Below are 19,939 nucleotides of genomic sequence, written 5' to 3'. Positions count from 1 at the left end.
GCGGGTGGCACTCCTGGTGTGGCGGCAGGCGGCGGTGACGGCGGTGACGGCAGTCGCGTCGGTGGTGGCGGACGACGGCGGGTCAGGACCCCTTGACGTTGTCCGCCAGGTCCTGATCGGAGTTGTTGAAGAGGTCGGAGGTCGACTTGCCGCTCTGGCGGACCTTCTCGAGCGCGTCACTGACCTGGCCGAGCAGGTCGGTGAGGTCCGAGGTCGGCTGGTCGACCGTCTGGTGGTACTGCTTGCCGATGTCGTCGTTGCCGGCCGAGTCCTTGTTGTACTTGTTGATCTCGTCGACCTTCTTCTGCATCCGCTTGAGGATGTCCGAGGCGTCGCCGAACTTGCCGAATTCCTGCAGGTCCGAGAGGACGGAGAGCTTGTTAGCCACGGAACTCCTCCTGCCGTCCGTGCTGACGCTCCGCCTGGCCCCTCGCCACGCTGGGGCGCATCGCCTGGAGCGGGGCGAGCAGCTCGTCCAGCTCGGTCCCGCCGGTCATCGAGTTCCGCAGCATCTCGCCGAGGCCCTGGAAGGAGCGCATCGACTCGGTGACCTTCGCGCCCATGTCGGCGCGGGCCTCGTTGAGCACGTCGGTGAGGACCTTCGACAGCTCGGCCGGGGCCATCGAGCGGTAGGCGGTGGTGTGGAAGGTGAGCGAGACGACCTGGCCCTGCGCGCCCACCACGGCGGTGACCATCCGGTCCTTGGAGGTGATCGAGGCAGTGCTCGTCTGCAACTCCTTGGTGGCCTCGGCGATCTTGGCCTGCTGCTCGCGCAGGTTGGCCATGGTCTGCTCGATCTGCTCCGTGAACGGGGAAACCGCCATCTCGCACCTCTCGATTCGGCGACGCGCATCGGCCCCCGGTTTTCCCCGGGGGCCGATGCGCGTCGGCGCACAGCTCGTCATCTGGTACCTACGGCTGTGGCGCCGGGTACCGTTCAGCTCGCTACGGCTGTGGCGCCTGATGCCGTTCAGCGCCCGATCACACCGCCGATCGTCCCGCTGTCGGTACCCCAGACCTCTTCCTCCTCGGCCAGCCAGGTGGTCCGCTGCCGTTCCTTGTCGTTCTGGCCGGCTCCCGCCCCCGCGCCCGCCCCGCCCGGCGGCATCATCGGCGGCATTCCGGAGCCGCCGGTGGTGGCGACGGAGCGGCCCATCATCTGGGCCTCCTCGGCCTGCTCACTGGCCGCGGCCCGCTCGGCCTGCGCCTGCTGGGCGGCCTCCTGCGCCGCGATGTCCTTGGGCGAGAGCGTCGCGCCGGTGGCCAGCGCCCTGGGGCTCAGGGCCATGAAGCCCTCGCCGTTGCTGATGCTGCCGGCCGGCAGCGGCCGCGACGAAGTACCGGCGAGTCCGGCACCGAACTCGCCGCCGAGTCCACCACCGAGCCCGCTGATGCTCGGCGCGTACGAGTCCCCCGAGAATCCGCCGAGGCCCGAGCTGGGCGGCAAGCTGCTGAAGATCTCGTGCGGGGGCGGCAGGTAACCGAAGCCGCCGCCGCCGCCGAGGTTCGGGTTCAGCGGCGAGATGGAGTCACCCATCGCGTGTTCCTCGTCGGCCACCAGCTGGCTCTGGTCGTCGACCGGGTTGCCGTTGGGGTCGAGGATCTTGCCGTCCTTGTCGATCTTGGCGCCCTTGCCGGCGTACACGCGGTTGCCGTTGCGGTCCAGCACCGGCTTGCCGTCCGGGCCGATCACCATCCCGTTGTCGTCGACGTGCGACCCGGCCGGCACCATGTACGGGCCGCCGCCGAAGGACGAGGCGATCGGCGGACCGATGGTGCTGCCCTTCGGCACGATCTCCGGCTTGCCGTCCGGACCCAGCACCGGCTTGCCGTCCGGGCCGATCACATGGCCGTTGGCGTCGATGTGCGAGCCGGGCGGCGCCGTCATGCCCGGCAGCGGCTGGCCGTTCGGGCCGAGCAACTGCTGCCGCTGCCCGCCGCCGGGGCCGGGGCCGAGGTCGGTGACCGTGGGTGGTGGCGGCGGCATGTGCAGGTTCGGGTTGTTCCCACCGCCACCGCCCGCCCCGGGCCCGAGGTTCTTGACGTTGGGGGGCGGCGGCGCACCGCCGCCGCCGTCACCGCCACCGGCTCCACCACCGCCGCCACCCGCGCCGCCGTCGCCACCCGTGGGCGGCGTGATCGCGGTGCCCTGCGGGGCCCCCACCGAGAGCGGCTTGTCGACCGCGCTCTTGACGGCGTTGAACGCCGGGGCGACGACGCTCTCGAACGCCGTCGCCGCCTTGTCCAGGCCGTCCACCACCGAAGTGGTCCAGTAGGTCTTGCCGGACGCCTCGACCGCGGTGAAGAAGTCCTGGCTGTTGACGTCCTTGCCGTCGAACGACGTGATCGAGTAACTGGTCAGGCTGGTCAACTTGACTGTCGGCGCATGGCCCGCCCCCGTTCCGCAGATGGCGTCCCGAAGCGCGTTGGTCAGGTGGTAGATCGGGCTGGCGATGGGGTACCACGTGTTCCACGCGTCCTGCAGGGCGGAAACGCCCTTGGAGGTCGCGTTGACCGTTGCGTCCGTGCTGCTCCCCCAGAACACGGCCTTGGCGTTCGTGATCGCCGCGACCGGATCGCTGGGCCAGCCGATCTGGTGCTCGAGGTCCCCGAGGATCTGGACGAGGCTGTCGAGGTAGGACCTGAGCTCCCCGGCCGCACTGCCCTGGAAGTCGCTGTCCTCGCTGTCCACGTCCTTGGCCCAGTTCCCGACGTACGTCTGCTGGTCCCCGATCCACTTCGACAGCTTCGCGAAGATGCCGGCGGCCGCGTCGAAGCTCGACGCGTCCACGGTGTCCTTGTTCGCCCACGGGCTGCTGATCAGCTGGGGCAGGACCAGCTGCGAATAGTCGACGTACTTCGCCCACTTGCTGTTGTTGCTCATGCCGTTGTCGTTCCAGTTGGCGCTGCAGTGAGCCACCACGTAGTAGACCCCGGTGGAGGAGCCGGGCGGGACGTAGTCGTCCCGGTGCGGATTGCCGCTGGCCCCGGTATGGGTCGTGACCTGGAAGGCATCGGAGTGCCAGCAGACGTCCCACGGGGGGTGTTTCGGGTCCCACGTGTCGGCGTCAACGATGGAGACTCCGTAACCCGTCACCCAGTCGCCGGCGGGGCCGCCGGCCACGTCCTTCCGGAGGACGCTGGCGCCGGCGGTGTTGGTGTCGGCGAGGCTGACCATGGTGTCTTCCCATGTCATGGTGCGTTCGACTCCAGAGCGGTGAAGGGTTGGACAGGGGCAGGGTCCGTCGCGTGGTTCCGGCTCCGGACAGGTCGCCAGGAGCCGGGACCACGCGACGGGGAGCGTGACTCAGGGCTTCGGGGGCGGCTGCGTCAGGGTCGAGCCGCCGAGGATCTCGAACATCTGGGCAGCGGTGATGGCGTCCCCCTCGGCGTTGTTGAGGGTCGTCTTCGCCTTGTTGAGGGAGATCTCGAGCTGGCTCATGTCATTCTTGAGCGTCGTGAACTGGGCAAGGATGCTCGCGGCGAGGGCCTTGAACTTGTCCTGCATGGCCTTCGCCTCGACGGAGGTTCCGCCCATCAGCAGGGTGTAGTTGCCCACGCTGTCCTTCCCGTGCGCGTCGCCGTTCGCGAAGTCGGTGAGGAGCAGGAACAGCTCCTTCCCGTCCGGGTCGTTGGCGCTGTTCCCGCTGAACCGGTTGAACAGCTCCGCGACATTGACGTTCGCGTACTTCGCCAGGATGTCATCCGTGACCGTGAGCGTGTCACCCATGCCGGCCTCCTCAGAAGCCCTGTGCGGCGGCCTGGTCCGCGTACTTCATGGTGTGGTTCATCTGGTCCAGGATCTGGGCGCCCTGGTGGATGTCCTCGTGCATCTGGCCCTCGTTCCCCTGCACCACCTTGAAGAACTCCTCGAACGCGGTACCGGCGGCACCCTGGAACTCCTCGCGGAGCGGGGTGAGCCGCTGGACCAGCTCGTTGAGGTTGCTCTCCATGGTGTGGGCCGCCTGGAGCAGATCTGTGTAGGCCTGGTCGATCGACTCGTGCTGAAGCTGGATGTCAGCCATGGGAATTGGTCCTCGCTGTCACTGGAAGGGAGAGGGGGGTGGTCGGCTGCCGGAGCAGCGGTCAGCCGTTCAGCGCGCTGTAGACGCCGTCCGAGGCGCCCCAGTTGCCGCCGATCACGTGGGCGTCCTCCTCGGCCTTGGTGAGCGTCTTGCTCGCGCCCTGGGTGCTGTCGGAGAGCTGCTGGAAGGCCTGCATGATCTTCTTGTAGCGCGTGACCCAGTCGTTGATCTTGCCCTGGAAGAGGGTGCTCGCGCCGGAGACGTAGTGGGCGGCGATCTCCTCGTTGATCCGCTCGACCGTCTGGCCGGAGCTGATCATCGCGGAGAGCTGACCCTCCAGGCTCATCAGCGCGTTCTGGATGGACTGGTCGCTCGTCTTCAACATGCTGCCACCGGGCGTGGTCATCGCGGGTCTCCTCTGTCGGGGAATCTGTCAGTGATGAGAACGGCCTTGCCGCGCAGGGCGGTTCAGCCGGAACAGCCGTTACCACCGGCCGCCGGGGAGACGATCTGACCCCCCGACAGCACGCTCGGGTCCAGGCTCGGCCCGCTGGGCAGCAGCGCCAGCAGCGCCTGCGGTACCGCCTGGGTCGACGCCGCCGAGTACCCCAGCTGCTTGGCCGCGGCGGCCGAGGGCAGCGGGTACTTCACGCCGTTGTCCGCCACCAGGTACTGGCTCGTCCCGGCCCCCGACCCCGACAGAGCGCGGACCAGCGCGCCCGCGCCGGGCCGCACCGCGATCCTGTCGGCGGCCGCGCAGCCGGGCGCCACGCCGGGCTCGCTGTCCGGCGCCTGGCCGCCGAGGGTGCCCGCGTCCAGCACGGCGAGGGAGGTGACCGGGTTGCCGTCGGTGCTCGGGTGCAGGTCGGCGCAGAGCGCCTGGTTCTGCCCCGGGTTGACCAGGGTGGGCGGCTCGGCGGGCAACCCGGTCGGCAGGCCGGCGCCGGCGGCCGTGTGCGCCGCCAGGTCCGCGGGGCCGATCGGCGCGGGGGTGCCGGGCGTGCCGCCGTAGGCCTGCTGCTGGGTGCGCGGGTCGCCGAGCAGCAGGTCGTACTGGAGCACGGTGAGCGGCACCAGGCCGGCCTGGGTCAGCACGTAGTGGCCGCCGGTCGGGTCGGCGAAGAGCTGGCCGACCTTGGTGGGCCGGCCCGCCAGCGCCGGGCCCGCCGTGCCGCGTCCGGGGACGTCGGGCGAGGTCAGGTCGGGGCCGGTCGGCAGCGTGCCGAGCATCGCGGCGGTGACCGGGAACGTCGTCGCGGTCGGGTAGCCGAGTGCCTGCAGCGCGCTGTTCTGCTTGTCGACCCGCAGCCGGCGGCCCTGCCAGAGCAGGTAGGTGCTGCCGTCCGGGGCGCTGACCAGCGCCCCCTGGCCGGGCGTCAGGGCGGTGCCCTGCTGCGCCGGGGCGACGCTGAGCACCAGCTGCGGCTTGCTCGCGCCCGCGGGGCCGCTCGCGGGGTTGGCCGCGGGCTGCTGGAGCCCGCAGGCCAGCCAGGCGCCCGGCTTCAGCTCGGCCGCCGTCGGCAGCGCGTCCGGCGCACCGACCAGGCCCACCGGGGCGCCGCGCTGGACGCCGCTCAGCGAGCCCTCGCTCACCTGCTGGAGCGCCATCTGGTCACCCGCCAGCAGCTTGGCGCTGGCCTGGTTGAGCACCGGGTGCAGCACCCCGCCCAGGTAGAGGTAGCGCGCGCCGGTCTCCTCGACCATCACCAGCGTGCCGGGCTTCTGCCAGGTGGTGCTGCCACCGGGCTTCATCACCCCGTAGACGGTCACCACCAGCGCGATCACGATGCCCAGCGCGAGGCCGGTGACGGCGCCGCGGGTGGTGCGTCCGGTGGGGGTGTCCGGTGTGTCGGGCTCGGCCCGCAGCATGCCGGAGGCGAGCCTGCTCATCACGAACAGGTGAGCCTGCACCTGGTCGCGTCGGGACTGCATCCTGCTTCTCCTCGGGTTCGGACCTGCTCAACGCCCACTCGGCCGGTACGACCGACCGGTACAACCAGCCGGTACGACCGGCCGGTACAACCAGCCGGTACGGCTCAGCCGTTCATCGCCCGCAGCGTGTGGTAGACCCCGCAGGCCAGCAGCGCCAGCGGCAGCAGTGCCACCGCGCTCAGCGTGTGCAGAATGTCCGCCAGCCGCCCCCAGTACGGCAGCAGTCGCCGCCCCGGCACCGTCCACGCCACCACCAGCAGCGCGGCGCTCAGCGCCAGCAGACCGCCCAGCAGCATCAGCCGCCCACTCGCCGGCTGACTCATCGCCAGCTTGACGCCCAGCACCACCACGCCGTACACGCCCGGCAGCAGCACGCTCAGCCGCTGCCGGATGCTGCCGATCGCCCGGCCGTGCAGCAGGAGCAGCACGCTCAGCGCGCCGGCCTGGGCCGGGCCCGCCCAACCGCTGGTGAAAGCGAGCAGCGTCAGGCTGACCGCGCAGACCACGCCGATCGCCGTGTACAGCGCCATCAGGTAGTCGTCGGCGATCAGGCTGCGGCTCAGCACCGCGGGGGCCGGGAACGGCTCGATGTTCTCCTGCAGCTCCTCGGCGTTGCGCGGCAGCATCGGCAGCCGCAGGCCGGAGAGCCGGAAGGAGATCGACGGGACGAACGAGCCGACCAGCACGGCGACCACCGCGACGACCGACATCAGCTGGTCGAGCGTCATCCCGGCCAGCACCAGTGCGCCGGCCACCACGCCGAGCAGTGCCACCAGCACCAGCCCCAGGAAGAGCGGTGCGGAGCCGCCGACCGCCGCCAGCGCGAGCACCGAGGCGCCGGCCGCGCCCGAGGCGGCCGCCAGCACCCGGGCGCCCAGCAGCACGTCGCCGGTGGGCCCGCTGGGCAGCAGCAGTGCGGCCAGCGTCAGGTAGGGGACGGCGGCGGCGCCCAGCGCGGTGCCCGCGCCCGGGTCGGCCATCGCCCGCGCGGCGCTGGTGGCGCCGAGCAGGAGCAGTACCGCCGTGGCGGCGGCCACCGCCTCGCGCGGCCCGCTGGCGCCCGGCAGCGCGAGCAGCAGCCAGCCGCCGGCCAGCGCCAGCATGGTCACCGCGAGCGCCAGCCGGTGGGTCAGCGCGGGCCGCCAGCTGTCGCCGCGCTCGTTCATGCCGGTGGCGACGCCGTCGACGAGGTCGTCGAAGTGCACCGGCGGCAGCGCCTCGCGACGCGGGCGCAGGTAGAGCGCGTCGCCGTCGTGCAGCTTGAGCGCCTCGGCGCTCTGCTCCTCGTCCAACGGCTCCTCGCCGAGGCGCTGGAGCACCCAGCCGCCGTGGTCCAGGCCGGCCTCGGCCAGCTCCGGTCCTGCGTGGCCGAGCACGGCCGGCAGCAGGTCGGCCAACGGCACGTCAGCGGGGACGGCGAGTTCGAAGGCCGTCCCCGGTGCGTGGAACCTCAACCGGCACAGCCCGGCGACGGCACTGCTGTTCACGCCACTCTCCCACTCCACGAAAGGCCCACTCCTCCCAGCTGTACGGGCCGGATGCCGCGACGCGTTCAGCCAAGTTCAAACGTGGTGAACCCGCCCCGCCCCACCGCCCGTCCCCCCTGAGGACGGTTGCGCGAGTGAGGGAGCCCTTAGGTGAGTGTGGTCCTGGTCAACCGAACGCCTCGGCGTCCGGGGCCCGAGATGCCGGACGGCGAGATCCAGCTGCAGGAGCCGCCGGTGCTGCCGGAGAAGCAGAGCGGCATGTCCAGCATCATCAGCATGGCGCCGATGGCGCTCGGCTCGCTCTCCATGGTCTTCATGTTCCTGCGCCCGGGCGGTGAGGGCGGCGGCGCCATGAGCTACCTGGGGATGGGCATGATGGCGCTCTCCGCCATCGGCATGCTGGTCACCCAGCTGATCCGCGGCTCCAGCGACCGCAAGCAGCAACTGCGCGGCGAGCGCCGCGACTACCTGCGTTACCTCTCGCAGATCCGCCGCCAGGTGCGCAAGTCGATCACCGCGCAGCAGCAGGCGCTGGCCTGGCGGCATCCGGAGCCGCGCGAGCTCTCCTCGCTGGTGGACACCTCCCGGCTGTGGGAGCGGCGCGCCGCCCACCCGGACTTCAGCGACGTGCGGATCGGTACCGGGCCGCAGCGCCTGGCCACCCCGCTCGCCCCGCTCTCCACCAAGCCGGTGGAGGACCTGGAGCCGCTCTGCGCGCACGCGCTGCGCCGCTTCATCCACGCCTACGGCACGCTGGAGGACCAGCCGATCGCGATCCACCTGCGCGGCTTCGCCCAGGTGCTGCTGCGCGCCGACGATCCGTCCACCGCCCGGGCGATGGTGCGCGCGATCCTGGCCCAGCTCACCGTGGTGCACGGCCCGGACGAGCTGCGGATCGCCATCGTGGCGGCCCCGGAGAACCGCGCGCAGTGGGAGTGGGCCAAGTGGCTGCCGCACGCGCTGCACCCGAGCGAGAGCGACGGCGCCGGGCCGCTGCGCCTGGTGGCGGCCAGTCTGGGCGAGGCCGAGCAGCTGCTCGGCGAGGAGTTCACCGGCCGCCCGGGCTACGAGCCGGACGCCGCGCCCAGCCGCGACGAGCCGTTCACCGTCCTGGTGCTGGACGGCGCGGGGGCGCACGCGAGCAGCCGGGCCGTGCTGACCGGCTACCGCAACACCGTGCTGCTCGACCTCACCGACAGCCTGGAGTGGAAGCCGGCCCGCACCACGCTGCGGCTGCGGATCGCCGACGGCAAGCTCGCGATGGTCGGCGCGGACCGCAACCGCAAGGACACCGTCACCGAGCTCGGCCGCCCGGATCTGCTGACGGTCCGCCAGGCGACCCACCTGGCCACCCGGCTGGCCCGCTACCGGATCGGCGACACGGTGGAGGCCGCCGAGCCGCTGGCCACCGACTTCGACCTGACCGCGCTGCTCGGCATCGCGGACCTGCACAAGCTGGACGTCGAGGCGCTCTGGGCCCAGCGCGGCATCCCGCAGCGACTGCGGGTGCCGCTGGGCCTGGGCCCGGACGGCCGCCCGGTGGACCTGGACCTCAAGGAGTCCGCGCAGGGCGGCATGGGCCCGCACGGCATGCTGATCGGCGCCACCGGCTCCGGCAAGTCCGAGCTGCTGCGCACCCTGGTGCTGGCGCTGGCCGTGACGCACTCCTCCGAGGTGCTCAACTTCGTCCTGGTCGACTTCAAGGGTGGCGCGACCTTCCTCGGCCTGGACGCGCTGCCGCACACCTCCGCCGTGATCACCAACCTGGCCGACGAGGCCTCGCTGGTGGACCGGATGCGCGACGCGCTGCACGGCGAGATGGTCCGCCGCCAGGAGTGGCTGCGGGCCGCCGGCAACTACGCCTCGCTGCTGGAGTACGAGACCGCCCGGGCCAACGGCACCCCGCTGCAGCCGATGCCCGTGCTCTTCGTGGTGGTCGACGAGTTCAGCGAACTGCTCGCCGCGCACCGCGACTTCATGGAGCTGTTCATCATGATCGGCCGGCTCGGCCGCTCGCTCGGCGTGCACCTGCTGCTGGCCTCGCAGCGCCTGGACGAGGGCCGGATGAACGCACTGGAGTCCCACCTGTCCTACCGGATCGGTCTGCGCACCTTCTCCGCGATGGAGAGCCGCGGCGTGCTCGGCGTGCCGGACGCCTACCAGCTGCCCTCGGCACCCGGCAACGGCTTCCTGCGCAGCGACATCTCCACCCTGACCCGCTTCAAGGCGGCCTACGTCTCGGGCCCCTACAAGCCCAAGCGCCGGGCGGCCCAGCAGGCGGTGCTCGAAGGCCAGGTGGTCGCGTACGGCACCAACTACGTGGCGCCCCAACAGCTGCCCGTGGTGGCCGAGGAGCCGGTCGAGGAAGAGGCGGCGGGCTCGCTGCTGGAGATCGCGGCCGCCAAGCTCTACGACGTCGGCCCGCCCGCCTACCGGGTCTGGCTGCCGCCGCTGGACGTGCCGCCCACCCTGGACGAGCTGCTGCCGCCGCTCACCGCGCACCCCGAGCGCGGCCTGACCACCGAGGCGGCCCAGACGCACGGCGCGCTCAGCGTTCCGGTCGGCGTGATCGACCGCCCGTTCCACCAGCTGCGCGACCTGATGACCGCCGACCTGTCCGGGGCCGGCGGCCACGTCGGCATCGCCGGCGCCCCGCAGAGCGGCAAGAGCACCCTGCTGCGGACCCTGATCACCGGCCTCGCGCTCACCCACACCCCGCGCGAAGTCCAGTTCTACTGCCTGGACTTCGGCGGTGGCACGCTCTCCACCCTGCGCGGCCTGCCGCACCTGGGCGGGGTGACGGGCCGGCACGACGGCGAGCGGGTGCTGCGCACCGTCGCCGAGGTGAACGGGGTCATCACCCGCCGCGAGAAGTACTTCGCCGAGCTGGGCATCGACTCGATCAGCAACTTCCGCCGCCGCAAGGCCGCCGGCCAGCTGGCCGAGGACCCGCACGGTGACGTCTTCCTGGTGATCGACGGCTGGAACACGCTGCGCCAGGAGTTCAACGACCTGGCCCAGGTGCTCACCCTGATCGCCCAGCGCGGCATCAACTACGGCGTCCACCTGATGGTCGCCACCACCCGCTGGGGCGAGGTCACCGCCGGCCTGCGCGACCTGCTGCAGACCCGGTTCGAGCTGCGGCTGGGCGACTCGGTCGACTCCGTGATCAACATGCGCGCGGCGGCCAAGGTGCCCAAGAGCCCCGGTCGCGGCCTGACCGAGGAGCAGCTGCACTTCCTCGCCGCACTGCCCCGGATCGACGGCACCGGCACCACCGACGACCTCGGCGAGGGCATCGCCGACCTGGTGGACGCCATCGCCGCGCACTGGACCGGGCCGCGCGCCCCCGAGGTGCGGATGCTGCCGCTCACCCTGGACGCCGCCGACCTGCCCGCGCCCGAGGGGCGCCTGCGGGTGCCGATCGGCCTGGAGGACGCCGAGGTCGCGCCGCTCTGGCACGACTTCGAGGAGAACCCGCACCTGCTGGTGATCGGCGACACCGAGTCCGGCAAGACCAACCTGCTGAAGCTGATGGCCCAGTCCATCACCCGTGCCTACACGCCCGCCGAGGCCCGGATCATGGTGGTCGACTACCGGCGCGGCCTGTACGACGTGGTACCCAAGGAGTACCAGCTCGGCTACGCGGTCTCGGTCGACATGCTGCGCCAGATCGTCGACGGCGCGGCACGCGCGATGAAGAACCGGATCCCCGCCGACGACATCAGCCCGGCCCGGCTCAAGCTGCGCGACTGGTGGGAGGGCCCGGAGCTGTTCATCCTGGTCGACGACTACGACCTGGTGGGCGCGGGCTCCGGCAGCCACCCCTTCGCCGCGGTGCTCGACAACCTGGCCCAGGGTGCGGAGATCGGCCTGCACCTGATCGTGGCGCGCGGCGCCAACGGCATCGGCCGGGCGATGAGCGACCCGCTGCTGCGCAAGCTGCAGGAGGTCAACTCGCCCTCCCTGCTGATGTCCTGCCCGCCCTCGGAGGGCTACCTGTTCGGCAACATCAAGCCGAAGCAGCTCACCACCGGCCGCGGCCTCTACATCACCCGCCGGCGCACCGTGCAGGTACAGACCGGCCACCTGGACAAGGACGGGTGAACCGGCGGGGGTAGCGGGTCCGTAGTCCCGGCTGGGGCTCACTCAGCAGAACGGAGGCCAGGCCATGGACTCGGCATCATCCCAGGTCACCGAACGGTCCACGTTGCGCGCGGTGGGTCCGCACTTCGTGATCGCGCCGCCGGGCGCCGAGCAGGTCGGCCTGGCGGCGGCCCTGGCCCCGGTGCGCGCCGACCCCCGGGCCCTGGTGCTGCTCGCCGCCGCACCGGACGCCGCCCCGGTGCTGCGCGAGTCGCTGGGCGAGCTGACCCGCAACGCGGGCGCCCGGGGGGCCGACACCCTGGTGCTGGCCGCCTCCGGGCTCGGCGCGAGCGGCCCCGACGGCCGACGCCCCGCCGAACTGCTCGCCCAGCGCACCGGGTTGACGGTGGTGGCGCCGGACGCCCTGGTCTCCATCGAGGCCGACGGAACGCTGCTGGTGGCGGGCGGCTCCTGGTGGCGCTGCCGGCCGGCGAGCGAGCCGGAGGCACTGGGCGAGCGCTGGCCGGGCGACGCGGCGGTCAACCCGCTGCGCAGCGGCGGCGTCTGGGTCACCCACACGGCACCCGCCTTCGCCCCGACCATCCTTGACTTCGCGTCGGCCCCGCCCGGCACCCTGCTCCTGGTGCTCGGCGAGCCCAGCGCCCAACTGCCCACCGGCGTGCAGCTCGCCTCGGTGGCCGCCTCGTTGCTCGCCACCGCCGGGGAGCTGCGGCTGCTGCTCAGCGCCCCCTGGGCCGACCCCATCGCGCTGGTCGAACTCTCCGCGCTCCTGGCCGCCTCGCTCAACCGCGAGGTGCACGCCGCCATCGGCCTGCCGCTGCTCACCGCGAGCGGCTACTCCAGCGTGCACCTCGCCCCCGACGGCACGCCCGGCTGGGAGCCCTACCTGACCGAGCTGACCGCCTGCCCCGTCCGGCGCAGCGTCACCGCCGTCGCCTGGCGCGGCCACCCCGCCTGGGCGCCCGCCGGGCCCGCGCGCTACCACGCCTTCCCCGGCTGGGAGTTGGAGGCGATATCGGCCGGCCTCTGGCTGCGCCCGGCGATCGGCACCGTCGACCGCGCACCGCGGCTGCGCCGGCCCGACCCGGCGCAGCCGGTGCTGGTGATCGGCGCGGCCGGGTTCCCGGTCACCCAGGAGGTCTGGGAGCACCTGGGCACGCTGCTGCCGAGCTTCCCGCCGATCGGCGCCGGGCCGACCGGGCCGCTGGGGCTGGCGGTCACGGTGGCGGGGTCGATGGACGCCGAGTCGGAGACGGTGGGGCGGTTCAGCGCGCGGATCCACAAGCTCACCTGGCTGGGCCCGGAGGGCGGGGCGCGGAGGGCGGCGCCTGCGGCCCTTGCGGCTCCGACCCCAGCTCCGACCCCAGCTCCGATCCCGGTTTCGGCCCCGGTTTCGGCTCCGACGCCGGTCCAGGCGGCGGCGCCCGTCGCGACCGAGCCGGAGCTCCCCGACCTCCCCAGCCCGATCCCCACGGCCTCCGAGCCCGCGGCCATTCCCATTCCGACCGCCTCGGAGATGGCGGGCCTCGCCATTCCCATCCCCACGGCGGCGGACCGCCCCACCATGATGCTGAGCACCGCCAACCCGGACGACGTCCCCACCCTCTCGATGGCCCCGGTCCGCACCCCGGCCCCCGAGCCCGAGCCGACGCCTGCGCCCGAGCCCGAGCCGACGCCCGCCCCTGCGCCCGAGCCCGAAGCGGCCCCGGAGCCCGAGCCGACACCCGAACCCGAGCCGACGCCTGCGCTCGAACCCGAGCCGACGCCCGCCTCTGCGCCCGAACCCGACCCCATCCCGGAGCCCACGCCCGAGCCCGAACCGGCCCCCGAGCCCGAGCCGACGCCTGCCCCGGAGCCCGAGCCCGAACCCGAACCCGAGCCCCAGCCGACCCCCGCCCCCCTTCCGGAGCCCGACCCGGCCCCGGAACCCATCCCCACTCCCGAGCCTGCCCCCACCCCGCCGGCCCCACCGACCACCCCCACCCCTCCCGCTCCCCTCACCCCTCCCGCCCCCACGACCGCCTACGAGGACCGCGAGGCCCTGGTCGCCCTCCTCGGCCAGCCCTACATCCGCTGGGCCAGCCGCGCCGACCAGGTCGCCACCCGCCTCCCCGGCCTGCGCCCGGCCGCCGGCGAGGACCTCCGCCCCGAGCTGGTCGCCGTGCTGCTCCACCACACCGACGCCGAGCTCCCTGCCTCCCGCGCGGGGCTGGCCACCGCCGCCCGCTCCGGCAACCCCGGCACGCTGCTGCCCTACCTGCGCTGCCTCACCGCCGGCCTGCGCCGACTGCCCAGCCACCACGGCGCGGTGCTGGTCGCCGCCCCGCCGGGCCCGTTCGAGCTGGACCGCTACACCCCGGGCGCGGTGCTCACCGAGTCCGCGCCGATCAGCGGAGTCAGCGCCGTGGCAGCCGACCTCGGCGAGGGCGTCGAGGTCGAGTTCGCCGTCTGGTCCGCCACCGGCCGCCGCACCTCGGCCTTCGGCGAGCCCGGCGAGCAGCCCACCGTGGTCTTCGCCCCGGGCACGAGCTTCGAGGTACTGGACGTCGAACCGGCCGACCTCTCCATCAACCGCCCGACCCGCGTCCTCCTCCACGAGACCGCCGGCCCCCCCCCCTCCCCCGAGCGCCTGCGCGCCTGGCTCGCCCGCCGCGACGCCACCGCCCCCGACGCCCGGGTCCGCCCGCCCCACCCGTCCCACTTCCAACTCGACCTCGGCGCCGCCTGACCGACTTCAGCCGGCCGGTCACCAGCACCCGGTAACGTGGTGTCCGGGCCTACCTCTGGTTCCGCGCCCCGAGCAGACCCCGGACGCCCTCAGAGCCGCACTCGCCGTCATCGCACCTCAGCTGCTGGCCAGCATGGCGGCGGAGCAGACCAGGGCCATGACGGCGGCGATCGAGAAGAACAGCCTCAAGCCTCTGCTGCTCTTCGTCCGGCACTGGGCGGCCACAGTCGAGATCGAACGCTTCCCTGAGACCGCCCGAGAACTGCGCCGAGCCGAGTACCTCGCTCAAATCTCGACCACCCCCGACGAAGCCGGTCAGTACGTCAAGATCGCCGGAGACATCGTTCGAGCCGCTCATCAAGCAGTGGCCTCGTGACCTGGGCCTGGGAATATCACCCGAGTGAGGAATTCGTCACCGCAGGGGCGCCACCGGCGTTCTTGGCCCAGGTCGAGAAGACCGCCGAGTCCTCTCACCCCTTCCACACCCCTCACCCCCGCTCCCCCACCCGCACCAGCCCCAGCTCGTACGCCGTGATCACCAGCTGCACCCGGTCACGCGCCGCCAACTTGCTGAACAGCCGCGCCACATGGGCCTTCGCCGTCGCCACGCTGATGAACAGCTCGGCCGCGATCTCGCTGTTGGAGAGTCCCCGCCCCACCAGGGTCAGCACCTCGCGCTCGCGCCCGGTGATCCCCTCGACCACCGGCGGCCCGAGCGCGCCCCTCGGCTGCTCGGGCCGGCTGACGAACTCCTCGATCAGCCGGCGTGTGACGGCCGGGGCGATCAGCGCGTCCCCGGCGGCGACCACCCGGATGCCGCCGAGGATGTCCTCCAGCGCCATGTCCTTGACCAGGAACCCGCTCGCCCCGGCCCGCAGCGCGGCGTAGACGTAGTCGTCCTCGTCGAAGGTGGTCAGCATCAGCACCCGCACCGGATCACCGGCGGCGGTGATCGCCCGGGTCGCCTCGATCCCGTCCATGCCGGGCATCCGGATGTCCATCACCACCACATCCGGCTGCTCCTCCCGGGCGAGGCGCACTGCCTCGGTGCCGGTCCCCGCCTCGCCGACGATCACCAGGTCCTCCGTGTCCGCCGCGAGCACCCGCAGCCCGGCCCGCACCAGCGGCTGGTCATCGGCCAGCACCACCCGCACCGTCATCGGCCCGCCACCCCCGTCCCCGCGCCCATCCCCGCACCCAGCGGCAGCCGCGCCGCCACCCGGAACCCGCCCTCGGCCCGTGGCCCGGCGCTGAACTCGCCGTGCAGCAGCGCCACCCGCTCACGCATCCCGATCAACCCGAACCCGGCCCCACCAGATCCGTCACCACCACCAGCACCACCGCCACCCACCGCACCGCTCCCCCGATCCGTGATCTCGATGACCAACTCCTCCTCCCGACAGTCGATCAGCACCTGACACCACGTGACCCCGGCATGCCGCACCACATTCGTCAGCGCCTCCTGGATGATCCGGAAGCCGGACAGGTCGACTTCCGGTGCCAGCGCACGCCGTTCGCCGACCCATCGCACCGCCACCCGCACCCCTGCCTTCCCGGTCGTCTCGGCCAGCCGCTCGACGTCGCCGAGCCCGGGCGCCGGCTCCCGGGGCGAAGCCTGCGCTGTCTGACCCGCCACCGGCCGCCGCAGCGCGCCGAGGGTGCGCCGCAGCCCGGCCAGGGTCTCCCGGCTGGTCGCCTCGATCGCCCGCAGCGCGTTGCGGGCCTCCTCGGGTTGGGTGTCCATTACCCGGCTGCCCACCCCGGCCTGGATCGCGATGATGCCGATGCTGTGCGCGACCATGTCGTGCAACTCCCGGGCGATCTGCAGCCGTTCGGCCGTGGCCGCCTGAGCGGCGTGCCGGCTGCGCAGCGACTCGGTGTACGCGCGGTGCTGGTGCAGGTATCGGCCGACGAGCCAGGCGAGGCAGGTCGCCAGCAGGTAGAGGAGCGCCAACGGCACCCCCAGCGAGACGTCGACCACCCGGGCGCCGAAGCCGTTCACACCGAGCCAGTTGGGCACCGCGCCCGCCATCGCGACGCAGATCAGCGCCGCACCCCAGAGCGACTCCCGGCGCGGCCTGCTGAGGGCGATGTACACCAGCGCGAGGTCCGCGACCAGGCACTCGACCGCCCCGAACCACCACCACCAGAACGTCACGACCCCGAGGTACGCGGCACCCAGCATCAACGCCAGCCCGAGCAGCGGGCGGCGGCGTAGCAGCACCAGCGGCAGCAGCGTGGCGAGCACGGGCAGCACCGCCTGCGGACCCGCCTGCACCCCGGGGCGCACGGTCAACAGCAGCGCGACGGGCGAAGCCGGCACCACGCCCCAGACGAGGCCGGTCCACACCGTGGGAGGTATCCGCTTGAGCAAGGGCGCTTTCACCCCGCGATGGTAGCCGTCGGCCCGCTGACCAGGCATGGGCCCACGGGCGTACACCCCCGGGCCACCCCGCCCCCGCCGATGCGGCCCACGGCCCGATGCGCGGCGGCACCGCCGGGCGGCACGGTGGATCCCGTGATCGAAGTCAACGAACTGACGAAGCGTTACGGCCGTACCACCGCCGTCAACCAGCTGAGCTTCACGGTGCGCCCAGGGCACGTCACCGGGTTCCTCGGACCCAACGGCGCCGGCAAGAGCACCACCCTGCGCCTGCTGCTCGGGCTCAACTCCCCCACCAGCGGCACCGCCACCATCGACGGGCACCCGTTCCGGCACCATCCGCGCGGCCTGCGCCACGTCGGCGCGCTGCTCGACGCGAGTGACGTGCACGGCGGCCGCAGTGCCCGGGCCCACCTGACGGCGCTGGCCCGGAGCAACCGGATCCCGCGCGCCCGGGTCGAGGCGGTGCTGCGTGAGGTCGGCCTGGCCGGCGCGGCCGGACGCCGGATCGGCGACTTCTCCCTCGGCATGCGCCAACGCCTGGGCATCGCCACCGCGTTGCTCGGCGACCCGCCGGTGCTGCTCTTCGACGAGCCGTTCAACGGCCTCGACCCCGAGGGCGTGCTCTGGGTACGCGGGCTCTTCCGGCGGCTGGCCGCCGAGGGCCGGACCGTCTTCGTCTCCAGCCATCTGATGAGCGAGATGGAGAGCACGGCCGAGCAGCTGATCGTGATCGGCCGGGGCGAACTGCTCGCGGACGCCACCATCGCGGAGTTCGCGGCCCGCGCCACGGGGGCGAGCGTGACCGTCCGCACCCCGCAGGCCGCCGCGCTCACCGATCTGCTGCACGGTCACGGCGCCTCGGTCCGCCAGGCCGGGCCCGACCAGCTCACCGTGACCGGCCTGGACGCGGACCGGATCGGCGACCTCGCCTTCGAGCACCAGCTGCGGCTGAACGAACTGGCTACCCACAACGCCTCGTTGGAGCAGGCGTTCATGGAACTGACCGCCGACAGCGTCGAATACCTCGCCGGAGATCCCCGATGACCACCCGCTACGCCTCCGCCTCGATCTCGACTCCGGCCTCCCCGCAGGTCGTCGACGAGCCGCGCGCCCGGTTCCGCGACCTGCTCGCCTCCGAGTGGACCAAACTCTGGTCCCTGCGCTCGATCCGCTGGGCGCTGTTGACCACCGTGCTCGCGATCCTCGCCATGAGCGCCAACGCGGCCCGCTCCGACGTCAGCAACTGGCCCAACTACCCTGCGGATACCAAAGACCACTTCGTCCCGCTCTGGTCGATGGGCGACGCGTTTCCCAACAACTCCTCGTTCATCCTGGCCCTGGCCGCCGGCAGCATCGGCGCCATCGCGATCGTCGGCGAGTACAGCAGCGGCATGATCCGCACCACCTTCGCGGCCGTCCCGGCCCGCCGGGCCGTGCTGGGCGCCAAGGTGGTCGTACTCACGGCGCTGATGCTGGCAGCGGGCCTGGTGATGGCCTTCGGCTCGTTCTGGATCTCCCAGGCCATCCTGTCCAGCCAGCACATCGGCATCTCGATCGGCCAACCCAACGCCCTGCGCTGCATCCTCGCGGACGCGGTCTTCCCGGCGGTCTGCGCGCTGATCGGGCTCGGCCTAGGCGCCCTGATCCGGCACAGCGCGACCACCATGGTGATGGTCACCGTGGTGCTCCTGCTGCTGCCGACCCTCCTCAACAGCAACCTCCACCAGTGGGTCATCGACCTCCACAACGCCACGCCCGTCGCCGCCTGGCAACGGCTGGTCTTCGTCCTCGGCCCGGACATGCTGGGCGACCCCGGGTACCACCCGACGCTGACGGGCTCGGTCGTGGTCTTCCTGCTCTGGCCACTGGTCGCGGTGCTGCTCCCCGTCCTGACCGTCCGCCACCGCGATCACTGACCACTGACTACTCCAAACGAGTTCAGTTCCGCAGTTCCCCTTCCGCCTCGGACCGCCGCGCGTACGCTCACCAGCAAACAGACGTACGCGGGCGAGGCGGTGGTCACAGTGACCGTTCCTGAGGAGCAGCTCCCGGAGCAGCCAATCGAGTTGGACGAGGACGAAGGGCCCGACGAGGTAACCACGTTCTTCACCACCCTGGGCAAACAACTGAAGATCCTGCGCGAGAAGAAGGGCCTGACCCAGCGCGAACTGGCCGTCCAGCTGGGCTACAGCGAGGACTTGATCTCCTCGATCGAACGCGGCCGACGCAATGCGCAGGATGATCTACTTATCGCGGCTGACGACCTGCTGGATGCGGGCGGCCTACTGAAGGCCGGCGTCGAGGACGTGAAGAACACCAGGGGGAAATCGCGGGCGCGGCACCCGATCTTCTTCCGGGACTACCGACGGGTAGAGCGCGATGCCGTAGAGCTGAACTACTACAGCACCATGGCCATCCCCGGCTTGCTCCAGACCCCTGAGTACGCCCGCCACGTATTCTCCGCCGTCAGACCGCTGCTGAGCGAAGAGACGGTCGAGCAACGGCTGGCAGCACGGCTGGCCCGCCAGGAGATCCTGACCAAGAAGTGGCCACCGCCCATGGTGACCTGCCTCATCGAGGAGGCGGTTCTCCAACGACCGATCGGCGGCCGGGCAGTTCAGAAGAAACAACTCGAAAGCCTGCTGACGTTCAGTCGACTTCGCAATGGTGAGCTCCAGATCGTGCCAATGAACTGCGAGGATCACACCGGACTCGATGGCCCTTTCACCCTCGTGACCCCCAAGGGCGGTCCGCAAGTTGCCTATACGGAGGCCCAGCAGGTCGGGCGCCTGATCACGGACTACGAAGAGGTCCGCATCCTCGCCGCGATCTATGGGACGATCCGAGCGCAGGCTCTCACACCACGGGAGTCAATGGCCCTGATCGAGAAGATGCTGGGAGAACTATGAACGTCGAAGCGCCCCAACTCGCTTGGTTCAAGAGCAGCTACAGCGGCGGCCAGGGCGGCGAATGCATCGAAATCGCCGCCACCCCCAGCACCATCCACATCCGCGACTCCAAAGACCACACCGGCCCCCAGCTCACCATCACCCCCACCAGCTGGACCGCCTTCCTCACCCTCGCCACCACCCTCTGACCCGCGAGCCCTGGAGCGACATTGACCAGCACCGAACTCTCCTGGTTCAAGAGCAGCTACAGCGGTAACGAGGGCGGCGAGTGCATCGAAATCGCCGCCACCCCCAGCACCATCCACATCCGCGACTCCAAAGACCACACCGGCCCCCAGCTCACCATCACCCCCACCAGCTGGACC

Annotated in this window: 18 protein-coding genes; 8 read left to right on the top strand and 10 right to left on the bottom strand. The window is 71.9% G+C overall.

The genetic code is table 11. The features are described from left to right. Positions 1–82: 82 nt before the first annotated feature. The 8 genes from ACFZB9_RS15645 to eccD all read right to left on the bottom strand — a co-directional run bounded on the left by ACFZB9_RS15645 (position 83) and on the right by eccD (position 7,444). A complete protein-coding gene (locus ACFZB9_RS15645; RefSeq protein ID WP_391447333.1) occupies positions 83–388 on the bottom strand; it encodes a hypothetical protein in 306 nt (101 codons plus the stop codon). Continuing rightward, a complete protein-coding gene (locus ACFZB9_RS15640; protein WP_391447331.1) occupies positions 381–824 on the bottom strand; it encodes a YbaB/EbfC family nucleoid-associated protein in 444 nt (147 codons plus the stop codon). The genes ACFZB9_RS15645 and ACFZB9_RS15640 overlap by 8 nt, the downstream gene beginning before the upstream one ends. 146 nt (positions 825–970) lie before the next feature. After that, positions 971–3,196: a hypothetical protein gene (locus ACFZB9_RS15635; RefSeq protein WP_391447329.1), complete on the bottom strand. Its 2,226-nt coding sequence runs from the start codon at positions 3,194–3,196 to the stop codon at positions 971–973. A gap of 111 nt (positions 3,197–3,307) precedes the next feature. Continuing rightward, positions 3,308–3,730 carry a hypothetical protein gene (locus tag ACFZB9_RS15630; RefSeq protein ID WP_391447327.1) on the bottom strand — a complete coding sequence of 141 codons (423 nt, stop codon included), beginning with the start codon at positions 3,728–3,730 and terminating at the stop codon, positions 3,308–3,310. Positions 3,731–3,740: 10 nt separating this feature from the next. Beyond that, a complete protein-coding gene (locus ACFZB9_RS15625) occupies positions 3,741–4,025 on the bottom strand; it encodes a WXG100 family type VII secretion target (protein ID WP_327066514.1) in 285 nt (94 codons plus the stop codon). A 61-nt stretch (positions 4,026–4,086) separates the two neighbouring features. Next, positions 4,087–4,431 (bottom strand): hypothetical protein, encoded by a 345-nt coding sequence (locus ACFZB9_RS15620; protein WP_391447324.1) that lies wholly within the window; start codon positions 4,429–4,431, stop codon positions 4,087–4,089. A gap of 62 nt (positions 4,432–4,493) precedes the next feature. Further along, positions 4,494–5,957 carry a type VII secretion protein EccB gene (eccB, locus tag ACFZB9_RS15615; RefSeq protein WP_391447322.1) on the bottom strand — a complete coding sequence of 488 codons (1,464 nt, stop codon included), beginning with the start codon at positions 5,955–5,957 and terminating at the stop codon, positions 4,494–4,496. Between the two features lie 104 nt (positions 5,958–6,061). Beyond that, positions 6,062–7,444, bottom strand: coding sequence for a type VII secretion integral membrane protein EccD (gene eccD / locus ACFZB9_RS15610; RefSeq protein WP_391447320.1), 1,383 nt, complete (start codon positions 7,442–7,444; stop codon positions 6,062–6,064). A gap of 150 nt (positions 7,445–7,594) precedes the next feature. On the opposite strand from eccD, the gene eccCa reads away from it, so the two are divergent. From eccCa to ACFZB9_RS15595, 3 genes are all read left to right on the top strand, one after another. Beyond that, positions 7,595–11,551, top strand: coding sequence for a type VII secretion protein EccCa (gene eccCa / locus ACFZB9_RS15605; RefSeq protein WP_391447318.1), 3,957 nt, complete (start codon positions 7,595–7,597; stop codon positions 11,549–11,551). A 64-nt stretch (positions 11,552–11,615) separates the two neighbouring features. Then, positions 11,616–14,279, top strand: coding sequence for a hypothetical protein (locus tag ACFZB9_RS15600; protein ID WP_391447316.1), 2,664 nt, complete (start codon positions 11,616–11,618; stop codon positions 14,277–14,279). A gap of 133 nt (positions 14,280–14,412) precedes the next feature. Then, positions 14,413–14,655: a hypothetical protein gene (locus ACFZB9_RS15595; RefSeq protein WP_391447314.1), complete on the top strand. Its 243-nt coding sequence runs from the start codon at positions 14,413–14,415 to the stop codon at positions 14,653–14,655. Between the two features lie 112 nt (positions 14,656–14,767). Here the strand turns inward: ACFZB9_RS15595 and ACFZB9_RS15590 are convergent, their stop codons facing one another. Both ACFZB9_RS15590 and ACFZB9_RS15585 read right to left on the bottom strand, forming a co-directional pair. Then, positions 14,768–15,439: a response regulator gene (locus ACFZB9_RS15590; RefSeq protein ID WP_391447313.1), complete on the bottom strand. Its 672-nt coding sequence runs from the start codon at positions 15,437–15,439 to the stop codon at positions 14,768–14,770. Beyond that, positions 15,436–16,665 (bottom strand): sensor histidine kinase, encoded by a 1,230-nt coding sequence (locus ACFZB9_RS15585; protein ID WP_391447311.1) that lies wholly within the window; start codon positions 16,663–16,665, stop codon positions 15,436–15,438. Before ACFZB9_RS15585 ends, ACFZB9_RS15590 begins: the two co-directional genes overlap by 4 nt. A 132-nt stretch (positions 16,666–16,797) precedes the next feature. Here ACFZB9_RS15585 and ACFZB9_RS15580 point away from each other — a divergent pair, with 132 nt between their 5' ends. From ACFZB9_RS15580 to ACFZB9_RS15560, 5 genes are all read left to right on the top strand, one after another. Continuing rightward, positions 16,798–17,709, top strand: a complete 912-nt coding sequence (locus ACFZB9_RS15580; protein WP_391447309.1) for an ABC transporter ATP-binding protein — start codon at positions 16,798–16,800, stop codon at positions 17,707–17,709. Continuing rightward, positions 17,706–18,581 carry an ABC transporter permease subunit gene (locus ACFZB9_RS15575; RefSeq protein ID WP_391447308.1) on the top strand — a complete coding sequence of 292 codons (876 nt, stop codon included), beginning with the start codon at positions 17,706–17,708 and terminating at the stop codon, positions 18,579–18,581. The genes ACFZB9_RS15580 and ACFZB9_RS15575 overlap by 4 nt, the downstream gene beginning before the upstream one ends. 108 nt (positions 18,582–18,689) lie before the next feature. After that, on the top strand, positions 18,690–19,574 hold the full coding sequence (locus ACFZB9_RS15570; protein ID WP_391447306.1) for a Scr1 family TA system antitoxin-like transcriptional regulator: 885 nt from the start codon (positions 18,690–18,692) through the stop codon (positions 19,572–19,574). After that, on the top strand, positions 19,571–19,762 hold the full coding sequence (locus ACFZB9_RS15565; RefSeq protein WP_391447304.1) for a DUF397 domain-containing protein: 192 nt from the start codon (positions 19,571–19,573) through the stop codon (positions 19,760–19,762). The genes ACFZB9_RS15570 and ACFZB9_RS15565 overlap by 4 nt, the downstream gene beginning before the upstream one ends. Before the next feature lie 21 nt (positions 19,763–19,783). Then, positions 19,784–19,939, top strand: a 156-nt coding sequence (locus tag ACFZB9_RS15560; protein ID WP_391447408.1) for a DUF397 domain-containing protein, incomplete at its 3' end; no start/stop codon positions are given.

Source organism: Kitasatospora sp. NPDC008050, assembly GCF_042957465.1.
In the GTDB taxonomy this organism is placed as follows: domain Bacteria; phylum Actinomycetota; class Actinomycetes; order Streptomycetales; family Streptomycetaceae; genus Kitasatospora.
The sequence above is the reverse complement of the archived record's forward strand: the minus strand, read 5'-3'. Positions and strand labels throughout refer to the sequence as shown.